The organism is Bacillus cereus group sp. MYBK216-1 (assembly GCF_051916495.1).
Taxonomy (GTDB): Bacteria; Bacillota; Bacilli; order Bacillales; family Bacillaceae_G; genus Bacillus_A; species Bacillus_A thuringiensis_K.
The window spans coordinates 94,075-109,447 of record NZ_JBQAGT010000002.1 but is presented as its reverse complement, the minus strand read 5'-3'; the positions used below and the strand labels follow the sequence as shown (position 1 = coordinate 109,447).

The window sequence follows — 15,373 nt, the reverse complement described above, 5'->3', positions numbered from 1 at the left end:
TTAACGTCCGTAACGAATTCGTCATCTCATTAAAGCCTTTAGCAAGTTGGCCGATTTCATCATTAGAATGAATTTCAATTGTTTGCGTTAAATCCCCTTCACTTATTTCTTTAGAGGTAACAACTAATCTCTTTAAAGGCTTCGTAATTGAAAGTGTTACAAAATAAATAAGTGCTCCACCTATTACTAATGAGATAAGCATAACAATTAACATATTATAAAATACAGGTTGAGCAGCTTCAATTACTTCACTTGAGTACATAGTTCCACCAATTTTCCAACCTGTTTTTACATTTGTAGCAAATACCATATTCTTTTCACTACCGCCATAAGAATATGAAAAAGCACCGTGATTATCTTCATAAATTTTCTTTGCCCAAGAATCAGCCGCTTTTTCTCCTGATTTTTCTTGTGGATGAGCAATTATTTTTTGCTTTCCATCTAAAATGAAGGCATATCCTTTTTTACCAATATTAATTAACTTTGATGTTTTTAATAAATTATCTAAACTTAAATCTAGCGCAACAACCCCATTTTTATCTTCTGTTTGTTTTGCGATTGTTACGACAATATGTCCATTTCCTTTTGCCTTATATGGCTCAGTAACAACAATACCACCTTGTTTTGCAACTGCATCTTTATACCAAGAACGCTCTGTTGGATCATAGTCTGCTGCCATTTGTATATTTGGTTCTTGTACAAATTTTTTATCATTTCCGGCAACATATACTTGTTCAACATCTTTATTTAAATTTATATATTGAGATAACATTTTTCTTAATTCATCCTGATTATCTCCTTGATACATATTCCCCTGAATCACCCGTGCAAAATTATTCACATCATTAAATTTTGCATCAATCATTTGATTGATTAAATTATCCAGTATTTTTATATTGTCGTTGGCACTACTCTTAATTTGCGATTCAAAATTCTTTTTGGCTGTTTGATAAGACATGCCTCCAATACTAGACACAGCCGCAATTAAAATTACAAAGAATGAAATTAATAGCTTTTTTGCTACTTTCATATCACGAAACAAATTTAATAGTTTACCCATTATGAACCTCCTAATTTTCAAATTTAAAAGTTAATTTGAGTTAATTATGAATATTTCCCATTCCCTAATTATTATTTTCATAACCTATTATGGTGAATACTTTGTAAAGTTTAAACAATTAATTTCCCTTTGTCTATATATACGAATAATATTATTATAAAATTTACAAATAGAAAAAACCAAAGGGGCCCTTTGGTTTTTACATTTTTTTATGTTGTTTAGAAATTTTCTTCCATTTATCACGCTCTGCTCTGGCAAGGATTGCATCTTGTTTCCTCATAAAATACGCCAGTTCTCTTTGTAATTTTTTATAGCTTTTCAAACGATCTATCGTAATAAGTCCGTTTTCAATTGCACTATACACCGCGCATCCTGGTTCATTCTCATGCTTACAATCCCGGAAACGACATGTTGTCGCAAGTTCTTCAATATCAGAGAATGCTGTTTGAATCGCTTCGCTGCCTTCCCAAAGTTGCAATTCCCTCATGCCAGGCGTATCAATCACGAGAGCGCCACTAGGCAATTGGAATAATTCTCGGTGCGTTGTCGTATGCCTCCCCCTACTATCCTCTTCACGTATATCTCCCGTTTTTGCTACATCAATTCCTATTAAAGCATTTAACAAAGTTGACTTTCCTACCCCTGATGATCCAACTAAAGCAATTGTTTTCCCTGAAGAAACGAATTGTTTCAACGAATCAATACCTGTATGCTCTAAACTATCAACAACGAAAATAGGAACACCAATTGCTATAGCTTCCGTTTCTACAATTTTCTCTTCCACATCATTACATATACTACTCTTTGTTAAAACAATAACTGGCATAGCGCCGCTTTCATACGCTAATAATAAATAACGTTCCATCCTTCTAACATTAAAATCATGATTAAGTGCATTCACTAAAAATAAATAATCTACATTTGCTGCTATAATCTGTTCTTCTGTTCTTGTTCCAGCCTCTTGTCTTGAGAAAGAGCTTCTTCGCTGGAAAATACGATGAATAATCGCTTTCTTTTCATCTTCTATTTTCTTTATATACACCCAATCACCAACTGCTGGATAATCGCTTTTCGTAATCACTTCATGCCGAAACTTCCCAGACAGTTCTGCCATATATTCACCATCATTACAAATAATGCGATATATATGCTTATGCTCAAGTAAAATACGACCTACTTCATAATTTTTCTCTGTAACTTGTTCTTCAAAAAATGAATCCCAGCCGAAAGATTCTAAAATATTTTGATTCAAATAAATATCCTCCCTAGTTTGTATTCAGTGGAAGGATTGCGAATTACCTTATATAATATCGCCCTTTCCATCCACCTTTGTATTTGGTTGATTATTCATATAAGTTATTTTCGCCATAATACATCACCCCGTTCTTATTTTAATTATTCTCATTATATGGAATTCTCCTATAAAAAGCTACATTACTTTACGTAATTTTCAAATAACTTGTTTTTGAGCATTCTAATTTGTCCTCGATGACTAATTTCATCTTCTAGCACATGAAACCATAGATAGTGCTGGTTATATGCTACACCGTTAGGCCACTTTCTTTCTGACATGAGCCACTCATCACCTTGTTCACTTAAATACTTCAGAGATTCTTCTCGAACACTTTGTAGAAGTTGTACATAATACTGTATTTCATGACCACGGATTGCTCTACCCGCTTCCCCTAAATACAGTGCATCTTCCCATATTTCTAATTCTTCTTTTGTAAAGTCACGATCTTGAAATGAAATAAGCTGATGAACTTTTTCAATAGCTGCTATATGCTTTAATAAGGCGCCAATTGAATTTCCGCTGCTTTGCATAATTAAATCTAATTTCTCAACTGATAAATTTTTTACTTCGCCTAATGTTACAGCTCTCGTATGCTCAAGCAGGCTTACTAATTCCCCTATTTTTTTTGTATAACTATCTACGCTTCTTATTCGATAATCTATATTCATATCACGCACCCCTTTCTGCATTCATATTATTGTAAAAATGATTCATATAATAGACTGAAATATATCTAAATTTTCTGTTAAAATTAATTTGAATACAAAATATACCCAAACAAACTTTCTCAATATGCTTATATGAAATATTAAAAGGAATCAATATAAAATAATCGAATCTTATTCACTAAAAGGAGTGGATTCGATGGAAATGTATCAATGGCTAACCGCTGTTCTCGTTGGTGGCATTACCGGCTTCGTTTCCCATCTAATCAATAACCAAGGTAAGTTATTGCTTCCACGCCGTTTGAAAACATTTTTTCATTTTGGATTTTTAACTGATATTTTTACTGGTAGCCTAGCCGCACTTCTTGGGCTCGTTTTATTCGATGTCACCGCAATAAAAGAAATTATAAAAGTATCCATTGTAACTGCTATTTCCGGCCAAACTTTCTTACTACATCAAGCTCTTGGTGGCGAACAGGCTAAAAATACGCAAATTGGGAAAGCTGATGAGAAGATTCAAGAAATTGACAAATTATTGCGACGTTAGTGTATACTTTCTTTTAAAATTATTGTTATAATGAGAAATAAATATTTTCTATTGCGTCGTTTGTCAGGAGAAAGGGTGTTTCGTATGACAAAAAAGAAAATAGAAGATTTCTTAACAAACTCCGAAAAAGAGGAACTGCTAGAAAACTATAAATGTTTACGAGAAGCCCGCACAAAAAGCGAAGCTAACTATTTTGGCGAAGCAGTAAACCATCTATTAAATAAAGCAAAACAACGAATTATTAAAGATGCAGGTATACATGATGAAAATGCTGCAACTGTTCAATCAAAGAGAAAAGCACTGTTTTAGCTACATTAGCTAAAACAGTGCTTTTTATTTAGAATTTTTTTCTTTCCATGCTATATTCTCTCTGCCTTTATCTTTCCATTTTTACAGTTTCAAAAGTCATCTAGACCTAAAGATCAACCTAATAATATTAGCCCACGCAAACCATTTTAATAATAGATAAAATAATTGAACTAGTAATGCTACAAACTAAACAAGTTTATTAAATCGCTTCTTTTAAATCTGAATGCGGATTTGGTCCGTATTGATTGTCATTTTCTTCACTTTCAATGATAAAAAATACAAGTAAAACAACGCTACCAAACGGTACAAAATTTAATAGTTGCCACCATCCCGTTTTCCCAATATCATGTAATCGTCGTGCACCAACCGAAAAGCTTGGTATAATCATTACTAACATAAATAGCAACGCAATAATAGCAACTAACACCTCTGAAAATGATGATAAAAATAACAGTAGCCAAAAAATTACGATATTGGATAAACTAAAAATCCAGTACTCTTTTCGCGTAGCTCTACCACTAAAATTCCCATAATTCTTTAGAGCTTTCAAATACCATTGCATTTAAACCTCTCCCTTTTATCCCTAATAAAATTAAAATATGTAATTATTAACAGATAAGTAGAAATATAACACAACATTTATGTAAAATCCATATCCCCATCTAAATTGCCCTCTATTTAAATAGTTTTTTCCTTCGGCATTTTTCACATTACTTTCACATCTATTTCATAAATATAAGTAGTCCGATATGTTAAACTAAGTATATCCTTTTCCAAGGAACTATATGCCGATATATAAATCCCTATCTTTATAGGGATTTTTATTTTTTGATTCCTCATAACTTTGTTACAATACATTTCTTCTACTATTTCTATACTTTTAGTAACCACTTTAATTAAAAGCACATTCATGTATTCACACTCTTATTAATTCTGATTTGCGAAATATTTATACAAGCTTTATGATACAATTCCTGTTTCACTATTTTCAGTAAGTTTTTCACTTTTTCTAAACAAAAATAAAGCTCCTATATATAGTAACGCAGTAAAACTACCTATAAGTATAAAATTGTGAGATACTGCAAATAACATTCCTGCTATTGCCGCTCCAATCATTTGACCAATATACATAGAAGCATTTGCAAGCGCGGCTCCTGTTCCTCTTGCTATACTAGACATGTTTTGTAAATGTCCCATCATTAATACAAACAAAATTCCTGTCACAAAAAACAAAGCAAAGAACGATAACTCCACCAATACAATGTTCTTTACATGAGGAAGTAATACATATAGCACTGCTGTAAATATAATTCCACCATAGAAAGAAAGGTTATAACCAATTTTATTTACGATTCTAGGACCAAAAATATTACCAGTTAAATTTCCTAATCCTAATACGAGCATAGCTGTACCTACTTCATGAACTTGTAAGCCAAATTGAATGGAAAGCCATACACCAAAAAATGAAAATGCAGCAAAATTTCCGGTTTGAAAAACAAAGTATGCAAAATAAGAAAGTGAAACCTTTGAATCTGTAAGTAATTGTTTATAGCGCTTTAAGATAGCTTTTTTATTTCCACCTATATGAACCGACTGGATTTCTGGTAATACAACATAAATAAGAATGACAAGTAGTGCTGATAATATACCAATGGAATAGAATGGCATTGTATAATGTATCGTTGCTAAATAAGCTCCCAGTGGCAGCCCTAAAATTTGAGAGATTGATAACCCTGCTGTTGCAATCCCAATTGCTTTCACAATTTGCTTTTTCTCTATAAGGAGCGGAATGGATGCCCACACTTGTGGAGATACAAAAGCTGCACTTACACCTGCTAAAAATCTAAATGTTAGCATCCATAAAAAACTCGGTGCAATTCCACACAAAAACGTACTTATTGCAAAAAAACTCATACCTAGTACCATCACTTTTTTTCTGTTTAATCCATCTGATATAGGACCAGCGATAAGTGCAAATCCAGCATACCCTAAAGCATAGGAACTCACCATCCATCCTGACAACTCAGTTGAAACATGATACACCTGTTGTAATGTCGGCAACAGTGGTGAAATTAAGAAAGTATCTGTACCGATCATAAACATTATTGTGAAAAATACAGCTAGTGCTCTGTTCATTTAGACCTTCTCCTTATATAAACAGAGGGTACTCTCCCTCTGTTTCACTAATCTTCTAAAATAGATTGGATTTCTTTCATGACTCTTTCATTCAATACAACGTCTACCGCTTTCACACTTTCTCTTACCTGCTCTGCCCGCTTTCCACCAGGTATAACAGTATCAATTCCTTCTTTATTTAATAACCATGCTAACGCTAAATGAGACACTTCAATATCATTTTCTTTAGCTAGCCCTTTTAACTTTTCCACTTTCTTAAAATTACTCTTATATGTATTTTCTTCAAATAGATTTACATTTTGGCGCCAATCGACTTCGTTCAATTTAAAATCTTCTGTATATTTTCCGCCTAATATTCCAAAAGCAAGAGGCCCATATGGAATAAATGAAATACCCGCTTCTATACAATACGGCAACAGTTCTTCCTCAGCTGTACGTTCTAACATATTGTATGGAGATTGTACAACATCTATATGACCATGTTGATTCGCCTCTTTTAATTGTTCTATGTTTACGTTCGATATTCCAATTGAACGAATTTTCCCTTCTTCTTTTAAATGAGTAAGCTCTCCGATTGAATCTATGTAACTTGTTTCAGGATTTGTAAAGTGTAAATAATATAAATCAATATAATCAGTCTGTAATCTTCTTAAGCTATTTTCCACAGCATTCCTTAAATAACTTGGTTCATTGTTAATATAAGTTTCTCCATTTAACAACGGTTGAATTCCACCTTTTGTAGCAAGTATAAACTCATGACGTTTTCCCTTTAATACTTCTCCTACTAATTCCTCTGATCTACCGAAACCATATGAATCTGCTGTATCAAAAAATGTAATCCCTTGCTGAATAGCTTCTTCTACTAATCGCTTTCCTTCTTCTTCATTCACATCAGCATATAAATTATGTCCCCCTACTGCATTTGTACCTAAACCCAACTTTGAAATATTTAATCCTGCCTTTTGCAATTTTGTATACTTCATTTTTTCTCCCCCTATATTTCTATTGTTCGAATATATTCGAACAATAGAAATATAGCACTTTATATGTTATAGTGCAAATATCTTAACTTATACAAGTAGGTGAAATATGCGTACACTCTATCATCCAAATCGAGAAGAAATTCAATTTTCTTCTGTCTTATATGCACTTAGCGATCAAATTCGTTTACAAATTGTAAATATTTTACTAGAGAAAAATGAACAATCTTGTGGTGCTTTAAACATCCCTGTTGCAAAATCAACTTTATCTCACCATTTCAAAGTTTTACGTGAGTCAGGTGTTATGTACACGCGCCTTGAAGGAACACAACGTTTCATTTCAATTCGTGAAGAAGATTTAAATGCTAGATTCCCAGGTTTATTACAAGTTGTATTACATGCGACAGAGCCATATTAAAAAAACATCTCATATTCATATGAGATGTTTTTTTAATATGGCTATTCTTTTAATAAATCTATTAATCCATTCCCTTCAGATGTACGTTCGTACCCTAAAGGTACAGTTCTTTTAATGAGTTGTGCATATATTTCCGGCTCCGATAACTTTCGACCGTATTCTTTCTCACACTGTTTAATGAGCAAGGCGAGCGCTCCAGCAACATGCGGCGTCGCCATGGAAGTTCCACTTAACACAGCATATTTTCCTTCTGGATACGTAGATAATATTTCATCACCTGGCGCTACTAGATCAATTTCTTGATTTGAATTACTAAAACATGCAATCTTCCGCTCTAAATTAACAGCACCAACTTCAATTACCTCGGAGTACGCACCCGGAAAGTCTAGTTCCTCTGTTTCATCATCGCAATCTCCATTATTTCCAGCAGCACATACAACGAGAACATCTTGCTTTACCGCATTTTGAATTGCTTCATGTAATTCTGGAACATCTTGCGGACCACCAAGTGACATTGAAATAATTCCCACTTTCTCTTGATTCGGCCCTCTCCAATTTACAGCATAATGAATTGCCTCAATAATTTGCTCATAACTCCCAGAACCATCTCCCGCTAAAACTTTTAATACTAACATTTTAGCAAGTGGTGCAACTCCTAATACACCGACACCATTTTCAGTCGCGGCAATCGTTCCCGCAACATGAGTACCATGTCCGTTATTATCAAGATACACATTTGGATCAGCTTCATAATCTTTTGTGAAATTTCTTCCGCCGATAATACGATCCTTTAAATCTATATGATTAGTATCACACCCTGTATCTAATACGGCAACGACTACATCTTGCCCCTTCACACTCTTTTCCCATACTTGCGGAGCGTGAATCAGTTGTACACCTGGTGGAATTTCATTTACTTGTTCTACCACCTTATTTACGGTAAACGGAATCAATTGTATACCTTTTTGTTTATTCACTGTACTACTCATCGTAATCCCTCCTGAAAATGTATTATTTTCATTTCAGACCACTTTTGAATACGTGTAAATGTAACATTCGTTTTATTCTTTTTGTTTTCCTTCTTTTCAAATATTTCTCAACATCATTTACTACCTCTATAATACTTTTTTATTTTCCCTATGATTTGTAGGAAGTAACAACCCGGGTCGTTCAACTAATAACCAAAATAAGAGGACCAATTAATGGTCCTCTTACAGTCTTTTAAAAGAATGATATGTATTTGAAAAATAATATAAATTAAGACTAAACCTCACTCTTGTTTAAAAACTTTTCTATTTCTTTTACTAAATATTCCGCTCCCTCTATCCCAACTGTAATATTTCCATTTGCTAATGTAATATTCTGCCCTGAAACATCACCTGTGATTTGGCAAGCATTGTAAGGTTGATATTTTTGTAAAATGATTTTATCTGCTTCTACAAAAATTTCAAGCGGTGATTTAATTTGTATTCCCAATACATCGCGTAATTCTTTAGGGATAACAATTCGTCCTAATTCGTCTACTTTTCGAATAACTCCTGTTGCTTTCATATTTCTCCCCCCTTACTCTCTATTAATTTTTTCGCCTCGCTTTTTCCATTTTATCACTTTTTGACAATACTTGCCTCTTTTTAGAAAATTTTGTACTCGAGTTAAAAAAACACATTTAATGCATACGTAATCTCTCTTTCAATTGTTTTACATAACGGGATCTTATAAGTAAGAAGTATACAACTTGAATACCTATGAAAACACTTAATACAACTGTATTTTCTTTAAACAATGAGTACTCAAACATTTGCCCTAACGCCGTTAAGGCTACTGCTCCATGTAATGTTGCAACACCAATTGGAACGAAGAATAAAAGCGCCAATCGAATTGTAACTACCTTCGATAATTCCCTACTTGTCAATCCAACTTTACGAATCATTTCGAACAAACGAACATCATCCTCCAAATCGGAGAATAAACGGAAGTAAAGGAAACTTCCTGCGCAAACGAAAAATACTATACCAATAAAGAAACCTACAAATAAAATCGGTCCTGCAATTTGTAAACTTTGGTTTTGCTCGTACTCTTCCGCACTAAACGTTGAATATTCTTGATACGGTTTAATTTGATGCGTAAGCTCTTTACCAATTTCAATCTCATCTTTCGTTCTTTCAGTTTTATACATATAATCTTTTGTCTCTATAAACCCATCTTGTAATGAATCATATTGATTATTAGAGATTACATAAACATTTCCTCTTAATATTTTCCCCAATGAAGATGAAGTAACTTTTTTCACTTTTAAATTTTCATTCATATTAGGTAAAGTAATTTCTTTTCTTTCTTTCATCGTTGGCCCTGGTATATTAGCTGACAAAAATACAACTTCTTTATTTGCTACAGTATTAAATGGTTCTTCTGTTAACTTTGCATATTTCTTATAGTCTGATTCTTTTATAAAAATGGCGCTTCTTAACGACTGTTCCTCCGTTTTCTTTGTCGAAATATTAGTTTTTGAAGCTGCTATACTATGTTTCTTTAATCCTTTGTCAATCATTTGTATATGCTGTGATTCGTTACTATTCCCTTGCTTAGAATGGTAATGAAACGAAATCGGTCTCTCCATTATCCCTTTCGTCATGGATGCGAAGCCAACTAATGTCCCTATTGCGGAAAATGCTACAGTAGAAATAATGGTTACAATAAAGAACATTCTTGCGTTATCTCTCATGCGATACGCTAAATCTGATAACGTAATAATATTAGTCTGTGTCCAATAGAAACGTTTACTTTTTTTACATAATCGAATAATAAAGACACTCAGCTGCTTGTACAACAAATACGTCCCAATAATAACTACCGTTGTAACAGGAATCATCATAATAAATACCATTGCGCCATGCGATAGAAGAGCTCCTACATAGCCAGCACTAAGCAATACTACTGCTAATATTGAAGAAATGATTGATGCTTTCGGTTCCGGTTTTGCCTCTGCTGACCCTCTAAACAACTTCATAATTTTATTTTTACGAATCATTCCTGCACTAAACAATGATATGATCATAAATAAAATAAAAAACATAATACTCGTTACAACAATTGCTTTCATCGGTATGTAATAGGATAAGGAGATATCTAGTTTCAATATCATCGGAGCGACAAATAGTAATACCCCTGAAAATAACATACCTGAAATAATACCAAAAATAATTGCCCCTATTCCAATCATAATATTTTCAAAAAAGATCAGACGCTTTAATTGATATTTCGTCATACCTAGCATCATTAAAATTCCTAGTTCATGCTTTCTCGTTTTTAAAAACATTCCCATCGAATATAAAATAAAGAAGAATGTAAATAAGTAAATAATAGACTGTGCAAAAGACATACTTACGAATACGTACTGACCTAATTCTCCTGCACTTAATGCCGGATGAAACGCAAAAAATGAATACACAAAAAAGGCCATAATTGCAAATGCACTACTCAAAAAATAGGCTGAGTATGTCCGTCTATTTCGGGTTACATTCCGATATGCTAGTTCTCTAATGTTCATATTACTTCTCCGCCCTTCTACTATCTATGTTTTTATATTAGTAAAGTGCGGAAATACCTTCCATCGATTCAAATGACAAAAACCTTACATTTTTGAAAGGTTTAAAAAAATTGCTTATACGTAGTACTTTATTTATAATGACTACATTCATATTCATACACACATCCTATTGTATATTCGTTAATTTTGCGAAATAATAAAGGATAGAAGTATGTACCATTATACATATAAACTTAATTACCGCTTTAATATGAATAGGAGGAAACATAATGACATTACAAGAACAGATTATGAAAGCATTACATGTTCAGCCTGTAATTGATCCAAAAATTGAAATTCGTAAACGAGTTGATTTCTTAAAGGATTATGTAAAAAAAACAGGTGCAAAAGGATTTGTACTTGGTATTAGCGGCGGACAAGACTCTACATTAGCAGGACGCTTAGCACAACTTGCAGTTGAAGAAATTCGTAACGAAGGTGGTAATGCAACGTTTATCGCCGTGCGTCTTCCTTATAAAGTACAAAAAGATGAAGATGATGCACAATTAGCATTACAATTCATTCAAGCAGATCAATCTGTTGCATTTGATATTGCTTCAACTGTTGATGCTTTTTCAAATCAATATGAAAACTTATTGGGTGAATCATTAACAGATTTCAATAAGGGTAACGTGAAAGCACGTATCCGTATGGTTACTCAATATGCAATTGGTGGACAAAAAGGGCTACTTGTTATCGGAACAGATCACGCTGCAGAAGCTGTAACAGGGTTCTTTACAAAATTCGGAGATGGTGGTGCAGATTTATTACCATTAACGGGATTAACGAAGCGCCAAGGACGTGCATTATTACAAGAGTTAGGTGCAGACGAGCGACTGTACTTAAAAATGCCAACAGCTGATTTATTAGATGAAAAACCAGGTCAAGCTGATGAAACAGAGTTAGGTATTACTTATGATCAATTAGATGATTATTTAGAAGGTAAAGCAGTTCCAGCTGACGTTGCAGAGAAAATTGAAAAACGTTACACAGTGAGTGAGCATAAAAGACAAGTACCAGCGTCAATGTTTGATGATTGGTGGAAATAAATTAAACATCAAAAAGAAGCTAATCTTCATTTAGCTTCTTTTTTATATGTTAACGATATACCCCTACTCTTTTCTCCAATAAATCTTGCAGGCAATCTTCATGTTGTTTACAAAATAACGGTGGCATGTCGTCTAACGGGAAAAACTTCAAATCCAACGTTTCATCACCATCTACTTTTTTGTCACCTCCAACTATTGAGAATGAAAAGAACATCACAATTGACTGGGCCTTGTCTCCATTTGGATATGATTGAAAATATTTTGTATACACTCCAATAAGCTCATTTATTTCTACATCATACCCGGTTTCTTCTTTTATTTCTCGGATTGCAGTTTCCGCAGCTGATTCCCCTATCTCCATTGCGCCACCTGGAAATCCCCAAGCGTTAAAGTCTCCTCTTTTTTGCAGTAATACTTCTCCTTCTTTATTAAATACACAACCACCGGCAAAGTTTAAGAAAACATAATCATGTCCTACTTTTTCACGTAATTCTTTTATATAATTGGCCATTCTCTTTCCCCTTTTCATACTTCTTCTATCGCTATTTCTTATCTTTTTCAAGCAATTCAATAATTCGATCTAGCTTCTGGTTCATATTAATCACGTGGTGTTTCTTTGCAGCACTGCTTTGTAATACTCTTCTAATAAACAAAGTAAATGATATGAAAAACAAAACGATAAGTCCGATTACTAAACAAGTATATATCAATGTAAATATATTACTTTCAAACAAGTTCATTCCGCATTCACATCCTCTCCTTTTTATTTTATCACATAATTCTCAATATTTTAAAGTGATCAACAAATATAAAAAGAGCATCTTTTACAGATGCTCTTTCTCATTGCTTAATACGTAAATGTAATTGTCGCTAATGAATAACCCGCTAATGCACTATAAGGTGCTACTTGATAAGACACACGCTTTGCACCTTTTGGCCAATTTATTTCATTTAATACTTTCTTTATATCTTGCATCGTTCCATCCATGGACTGCTTATATCGTACTTCTACTTTTTCTGGTTTGGCTGCAAACTGTTGCTGTAACTTTTTCTTAAATTCATTATAATTTTCTGCTCCGTATTCTGCAGATAAGTATTGTAAATTTGTTTCTTTTAACATTTGCTCATATACGACAGTTTTTGAGCTACCAGCTTTTATTTTATTTGTTAATTCACCAAAATAACTTGTAGTTGCTGCTGGATATTTACTACGATCCCAGTCGTGATCTTTACTTAACTGTTCGTCAGACATGTTAAAATATGAGTAAGTTACACGCCCTGCTTTATCTGGTACTGGATCATCAAATGTAGTATCTAGGTGATACCATTTGTTTTCAATGTTCACTAAATTCCACGCGTGAGCTTGTCCGTTTCCTGTGCCTGTTACAATATGATTTTGAATACCTGCCTCTTTTAACAACTCATACGTTAATAATGTATATCCTTGGCAAACGGCAGAACGATTCGCTAATGCTTCATATGCTGTATACGCTTGATAAGACGTATCATAAGACACATGCTTAACAACGTAATCGTGAATAGCTTTTACTTTCTCATGCTCATCCATCCCTGGTTTTACAATTGATCCAACAATTGATTTCGCCTGAGCTTTTACATATTGAGTTTGTTCTTTTGATTCACGGTATTTTACTTGCAGTGTAAACGTATAGTCCCCTGGCATTCCTTTAATAGAATATCTAGTAGACGCTACATTATATTTTACATACTCATCAGCATCTACAATTTTATTAAACTCACCATACAATTGATCCATAATATTTCTAGCATTTCTATCTTTTGTTTTATATGTGATTGTAATATTTTCTTCTCGATTATCAATCTGTTTTTTTAATTCTTTTCTGAAATCATCTAATAACTTTACATCTGATTGTGCTGTCACTGTAGTCGGATTTGTAGCTGCATAAGATACAGATGACGCTTGTAAGCCTCCCATTACTATAGTTGAACAAAGTGCGGCAGCTGTCACATACTTACTTGTCTTTCCCATCTTGTCACTCCTTACATTCTATAACTATACGAAAAAGTATCGTATAGTTTCAGAGTATACAATACTTTTTCGTATAGGTCATATGAGATTATGCATATTAATTAATTCACATAAAAAGGTTGTTCTTTTTAAAAGAACAACCTTTTTTCATTAGCAAGTTTGTAATACGCAGCATGTATTTTCAAAACGTTGATTTTTCAAATCTTCATTACTAATACAGAAATATAGCATCCCTAGTTCTCCCCAAACCATATTACAATTTTTATGATCTGAATCAATTTGGAATAAAAGAGTCATTTGCTGTGGGTCTACTCCCATATATTCTCCTGTCTCATATAACACTTCCTCTTGTACAGAGAATGGCTCACCAAACATTTGATGGTTATCGTAGTTATCCGGAATTAGCTCTTCAAGTAATTGCAAGAAACGATCTGAATCAGCCTCATCTTCAATGAAAAGCTCTGGTAATTTGTATGTAAGTTCAAAAGTAATTGCACACTGGTTATATTTCGCTTGTACTTCATTTTCTCTTCGTAATTGCTCTACAGGAACATCATAATAAAGTACACGCCCAGCCTCTGTTAGATTCACATTTTCTTCAAAATAATTTTCGATGCAAAAGAAATACAGCATCCCCGTCTTAGGAAGATTGTGATCCATACCAACGTTTTGTAAATCACTTAAGTTAAATTGCGCGATAAATTGTAGTGGATTTCCTTTATGCTTTGGATATTCAAATAAAGCTGGTAAATCAGGAACTCCTCCCATTTTCGAACTACCTATCGCAACAGTTTCCTGCTGCTTTGGCACAACTTTTATACAAGGAAATACAGTATTAATAAGTTCCTCTTTCAAGTGTGTTAGTTCATATTTATCAATTAATACTTCAATTTTTTTATTCATAAATTCTCCTTACATTTACATACTTATTTATATCATAGTACAAAGATTATACTTCATTCTTTACAAAATCAACAAGCCTCCAAAAAACGGGCTTATCCTTCGTACGCGAACAAGTTTAAAAAAGCATACTATACATTGTTCCTACAAACACGATAATTCTTTAATTCTTCCAGTACATTTTCCCCTCGTTCATTTTTAAATATAAGGAGGAATTCCACATGGGTTACGGATATAGTTGCTGTGGTTACGGATACGGTGGCGGCGGTTGTGGTTACGGAGGTTTCGCTTTATTAATCGTTTTATTTATCCTTCTAATCATCATCGGAGCTAGCTGTTGGGGCGGCTTTGTAGGCTGCTAGTAAACTTAAAAACCATTGTAAAAAAGCACGTACAATACGTGCTTTTTTGCCATTTCCAA

18 protein-coding genes and 1 pseudogene are annotated in these 15,373 nt (G+C 33.4%); 5 read left to right on the top strand and 14 right to left on the bottom strand.

The window, feature by feature from the left end; translation table 11 throughout:
* Positions 1–19: 19 nt before the first annotated feature.
* From ACTFRH_RS06095 to ACTFRH_RS06085, 3 genes and pseudogenes are all read right to left on the bottom strand, one after another.
* A pseudogene (locus tag ACTFRH_RS06095) lies at positions 20–958 on the bottom strand (HAMP domain-containing protein); the annotation flags it as partial.
* A gap of 301 nt (positions 959–1,259) precedes the next feature.
* A complete protein-coding gene (gene rsgA / locus ACTFRH_RS06090) occupies positions 1,260–2,312 on the bottom strand; it encodes a ribosome small subunit-dependent GTPase A (protein ID WP_001073079.1) in 1,053 nt (350 codons plus the stop codon).
* Between the two features lie 182 nt (positions 2,313–2,494).
* A complete protein-coding gene (locus ACTFRH_RS06085; protein ID WP_001019121.1) occupies positions 2,495–3,022 on the bottom strand; it encodes a DinB family protein in 528 nt (175 codons plus the stop codon).
* Positions 3,023–3,218: 196 nt separating this feature from the next.
* Here ACTFRH_RS06085 and ACTFRH_RS06080 point away from each other — a divergent pair, with 196 nt between their 5' ends.
* Together ACTFRH_RS06080 and ACTFRH_RS06075 are read left to right on the top strand one after the other, a co-directional pair.
* The gene (locus ACTFRH_RS06080; RefSeq protein WP_000426317.1) at positions 3,219–3,566 is read left to right on the top strand and encodes a DUF4257 domain-containing protein; all 348 of its coding nucleotides are present in this window, start codon (positions 3,219–3,221) and stop codon (positions 3,564–3,566) included.
* Positions 3,567–3,650: 84 nt separating this feature from the next.
* Positions 3,651–3,875, top strand: a complete 225-nt coding sequence (locus tag ACTFRH_RS06075; RefSeq protein ID WP_000162602.1) for a hypothetical protein — start codon at positions 3,651–3,653, stop codon at positions 3,873–3,875.
* A 199-nt stretch (positions 3,876–4,074) separates the two neighbouring features.
* On the opposite strand, the gene ACTFRH_RS06070 is transcribed toward ACTFRH_RS06075, so the two are convergent.
* From ACTFRH_RS06070 to ACTFRH_RS06055, 4 genes are all read right to left on the bottom strand, one after another.
* Entirely contained in the window at positions 4,075–4,437 is a 363-nt protein-coding gene (locus ACTFRH_RS06070; protein ID WP_001198796.1) for a DUF805 domain-containing protein, read from the bottom strand.
* Positions 4,438–4,580: 143 nt separating this feature from the next.
* Complete coding sequence (locus ACTFRH_RS06065) at positions 4,581–4,787, bottom strand: hypothetical protein (RefSeq protein WP_001101744.1); 207 nt, start codon at positions 4,785–4,787, stop codon at positions 4,581–4,583.
* Between the two features lie 48 nt (positions 4,788–4,835).
* A complete protein-coding gene (locus ACTFRH_RS06060; RefSeq protein WP_001077918.1) occupies positions 4,836–6,011 on the bottom strand; it encodes an MFS transporter in 1,176 nt (391 codons plus the stop codon).
* A gap of 47 nt (positions 6,012–6,058) precedes the next feature.
* Positions 6,059–6,994 (bottom strand): aldo/keto reductase, encoded by a 936-nt coding sequence (locus ACTFRH_RS06055; RefSeq protein ID WP_000877961.1) that lies wholly within the window; start codon positions 6,992–6,994, stop codon positions 6,059–6,061.
* Positions 6,995–7,100: 106 nt separating this feature from the next.
* On the opposite strand from ACTFRH_RS06055, the gene ACTFRH_RS06050 reads away from it, so the two are divergent.
* Entirely contained in the window at positions 7,101–7,409 is a 309-nt protein-coding gene (locus tag ACTFRH_RS06050) for an ArsR/SmtB family transcription factor (protein WP_046945368.1), read from the top strand.
* Between the two features lie 41 nt (positions 7,410–7,450).
* Here ACTFRH_RS06050 and ACTFRH_RS06045 read toward each other — a convergent pair whose 3' ends face one another.
* The 3 genes from ACTFRH_RS06045 to ACTFRH_RS06035 all read right to left on the bottom strand — a co-directional run bounded on the left by ACTFRH_RS06045 (position 7,451) and on the right by ACTFRH_RS06035 (position 10,956).
* The gene (locus ACTFRH_RS06045) at positions 7,451–8,398 is read right to left on the bottom strand and encodes a serine protease (RefSeq protein ID WP_000099754.1); all 948 of its coding nucleotides are present in this window, start codon (positions 8,396–8,398) and stop codon (positions 7,451–7,453) included.
* A 274-nt stretch (positions 8,399–8,672) separates the two neighbouring features.
* Positions 8,673–8,960, bottom strand: coding sequence for an AbrB/MazE/SpoVT family DNA-binding domain-containing protein (locus ACTFRH_RS06040; RefSeq protein ID WP_000648325.1), 288 nt, complete (start codon positions 8,958–8,960; stop codon positions 8,673–8,675).
* A 115-nt stretch (positions 8,961–9,075) separates the two neighbouring features.
* Positions 9,076–10,956: an ABC transporter permease gene (locus tag ACTFRH_RS06035; protein ID WP_001025968.1), complete on the bottom strand. Its 1,881-nt coding sequence runs from the start codon at positions 10,954–10,956 to the stop codon at positions 9,076–9,078.
* Between the two features lie 269 nt (positions 10,957–11,225).
* Here ACTFRH_RS06035 and nadE point away from each other — a divergent pair, with 269 nt between their 5' ends.
* A complete protein-coding gene (nadE, locus tag ACTFRH_RS06030) occupies positions 11,226–12,044 on the top strand; it encodes an ammonia-dependent NAD(+) synthetase (RefSeq protein ID WP_000174891.1) in 819 nt (272 codons plus the stop codon).
* 49 nt (positions 12,045–12,093) lie between these two features.
* Here the strand turns inward: nadE and ACTFRH_RS06025 are convergent, their stop codons facing one another.
* The 4 genes from ACTFRH_RS06025 to ACTFRH_RS06010 form a co-directional block, all read right to left on the bottom strand.
* The gene (locus ACTFRH_RS06025) at positions 12,094–12,555 is read right to left on the bottom strand and encodes an NUDIX hydrolase (protein WP_000024999.1); all 462 of its coding nucleotides are present in this window, start codon (positions 12,553–12,555) and stop codon (positions 12,094–12,096) included.
* A 31-nt stretch (positions 12,556–12,586) separates the two neighbouring features.
* Entirely contained in the window at positions 12,587–12,784 is a 198-nt protein-coding gene (locus ACTFRH_RS06020; protein WP_001048102.1) for a DUF4083 domain-containing protein, read from the bottom strand.
* Between the two features lie 107 nt (positions 12,785–12,891).
* Complete coding sequence (locus tag ACTFRH_RS06015; protein WP_000520860.1) at positions 12,892–14,052, bottom strand: transglutaminase domain-containing protein; 1,161 nt, start codon at positions 14,050–14,052, stop codon at positions 12,892–12,894.
* A 150-nt stretch (positions 14,053–14,202) separates the two neighbouring features.
* The gene (locus ACTFRH_RS06010; RefSeq protein WP_001034839.1) at positions 14,203–14,955 is read right to left on the bottom strand and encodes a YwqG family protein; all 753 of its coding nucleotides are present in this window, start codon (positions 14,953–14,955) and stop codon (positions 14,203–14,205) included.
* Positions 14,956–15,173: 218 nt separating this feature from the next.
* Between ACTFRH_RS06010 and ACTFRH_RS06005 the strand changes: the two genes are divergently transcribed.
* Positions 15,174–15,314, top strand: coding sequence for a YjcZ family sporulation protein (locus ACTFRH_RS06005; protein ID WP_000540419.1), 141 nt, complete (start codon positions 15,174–15,176; stop codon positions 15,312–15,314).
* The last annotated feature ends 59 nt before the right edge of the window (positions 15,315–15,373 follow it).

Coding starts and splice junctions, on each gene's coding strand:
- ACTFRH_RS06040 (WP_000648325.1), bottom strand. CDS start 8,960: ATGAAAGCAACAGGAGTTATTCGAAAAGTAGACGAATTAGGACGAATT.
- ACTFRH_RS06050 (WP_046945368.1), top strand. CDS start 7,101: ATGCGTACACTCTATCATCCAAATCGAGAAGAAATTCAATTTTCTTCT.
- nadE (WP_000174891.1), top strand. CDS start 11,226: ATGACATTACAAGAACAGATTATGAAAGCATTACATGTTCAGCCTGTA.
- ACTFRH_RS06005 (WP_000540419.1), top strand. CDS start 15,174: ATGGGTTACGGATATAGTTGCTGTGGTTACGGATACGGTGGCGGCGGT.
- ACTFRH_RS06010 (WP_001034839.1), bottom strand. CDS start 14,955: ATGAATAAAAAAATTGAAGTATTAATTGATAAATATGAACTAACACAC.
- ACTFRH_RS06060 (WP_001077918.1), bottom strand. CDS start 6,011: ATGAACAGAGCACTAGCTGTATTTTTCACAATAATGTTTATGATCGGT.
- ACTFRH_RS06035 (WP_001025968.1), bottom strand. CDS start 10,956: ATGAACATTAGAGAACTAGCATATCGGAATGTAACCCGAAATAGACGG.
- ACTFRH_RS06075 (WP_000162602.1), top strand. CDS start 3,651: ATGACAAAAAAGAAAATAGAAGATTTCTTAACAAACTCCGAAAAAGAG.
- ACTFRH_RS06025 (WP_000024999.1), bottom strand. CDS start 12,555: ATGGCCAATTATATAAAAGAATTACGTGAAAAAGTAGGACATGATTAT.
- ACTFRH_RS06085 (WP_001019121.1), bottom strand. CDS start 3,022: ATGAATATAGATTATCGAATAAGAAGCGTAGATAGTTATACAAAAAAA.
- ACTFRH_RS06080 (WP_000426317.1), top strand. CDS start 3,219: ATGGAAATGTATCAATGGCTAACCGCTGTTCTCGTTGGTGGCATTACC.
- ACTFRH_RS06020 (WP_001048102.1), bottom strand. CDS start 12,784: ATGAACTTGTTTGAAAGTAATATATTTACATTGATATATACTTGTTTA.
- ACTFRH_RS06055 (WP_000877961.1), bottom strand. CDS start 6,994: ATGAAGTATACAAAATTGCAAAAGGCAGGATTAAATATTTCAAAGTTG.
- ACTFRH_RS06045 (WP_000099754.1), bottom strand. CDS start 8,398: ATGAGTAGTACAGTGAATAAACAAAAAGGTATACAATTGATTCCGTTT.
- ACTFRH_RS06070 (WP_001198796.1), bottom strand. CDS start 4,437: ATGCAATGGTATTTGAAAGCTCTAAAGAATTATGGGAATTTTAGTGGT.
- ACTFRH_RS06015 (WP_000520860.1), bottom strand. CDS start 14,052: ATGGGAAAGACAAGTAAGTATGTGACAGCTGCCGCACTTTGTTCAACT.
- ACTFRH_RS06065 (WP_001101744.1), bottom strand. CDS start 4,787: ATGAATGTGCTTTTAATTAAAGTGGTTACTAAAAGTATAGAAATAGTA.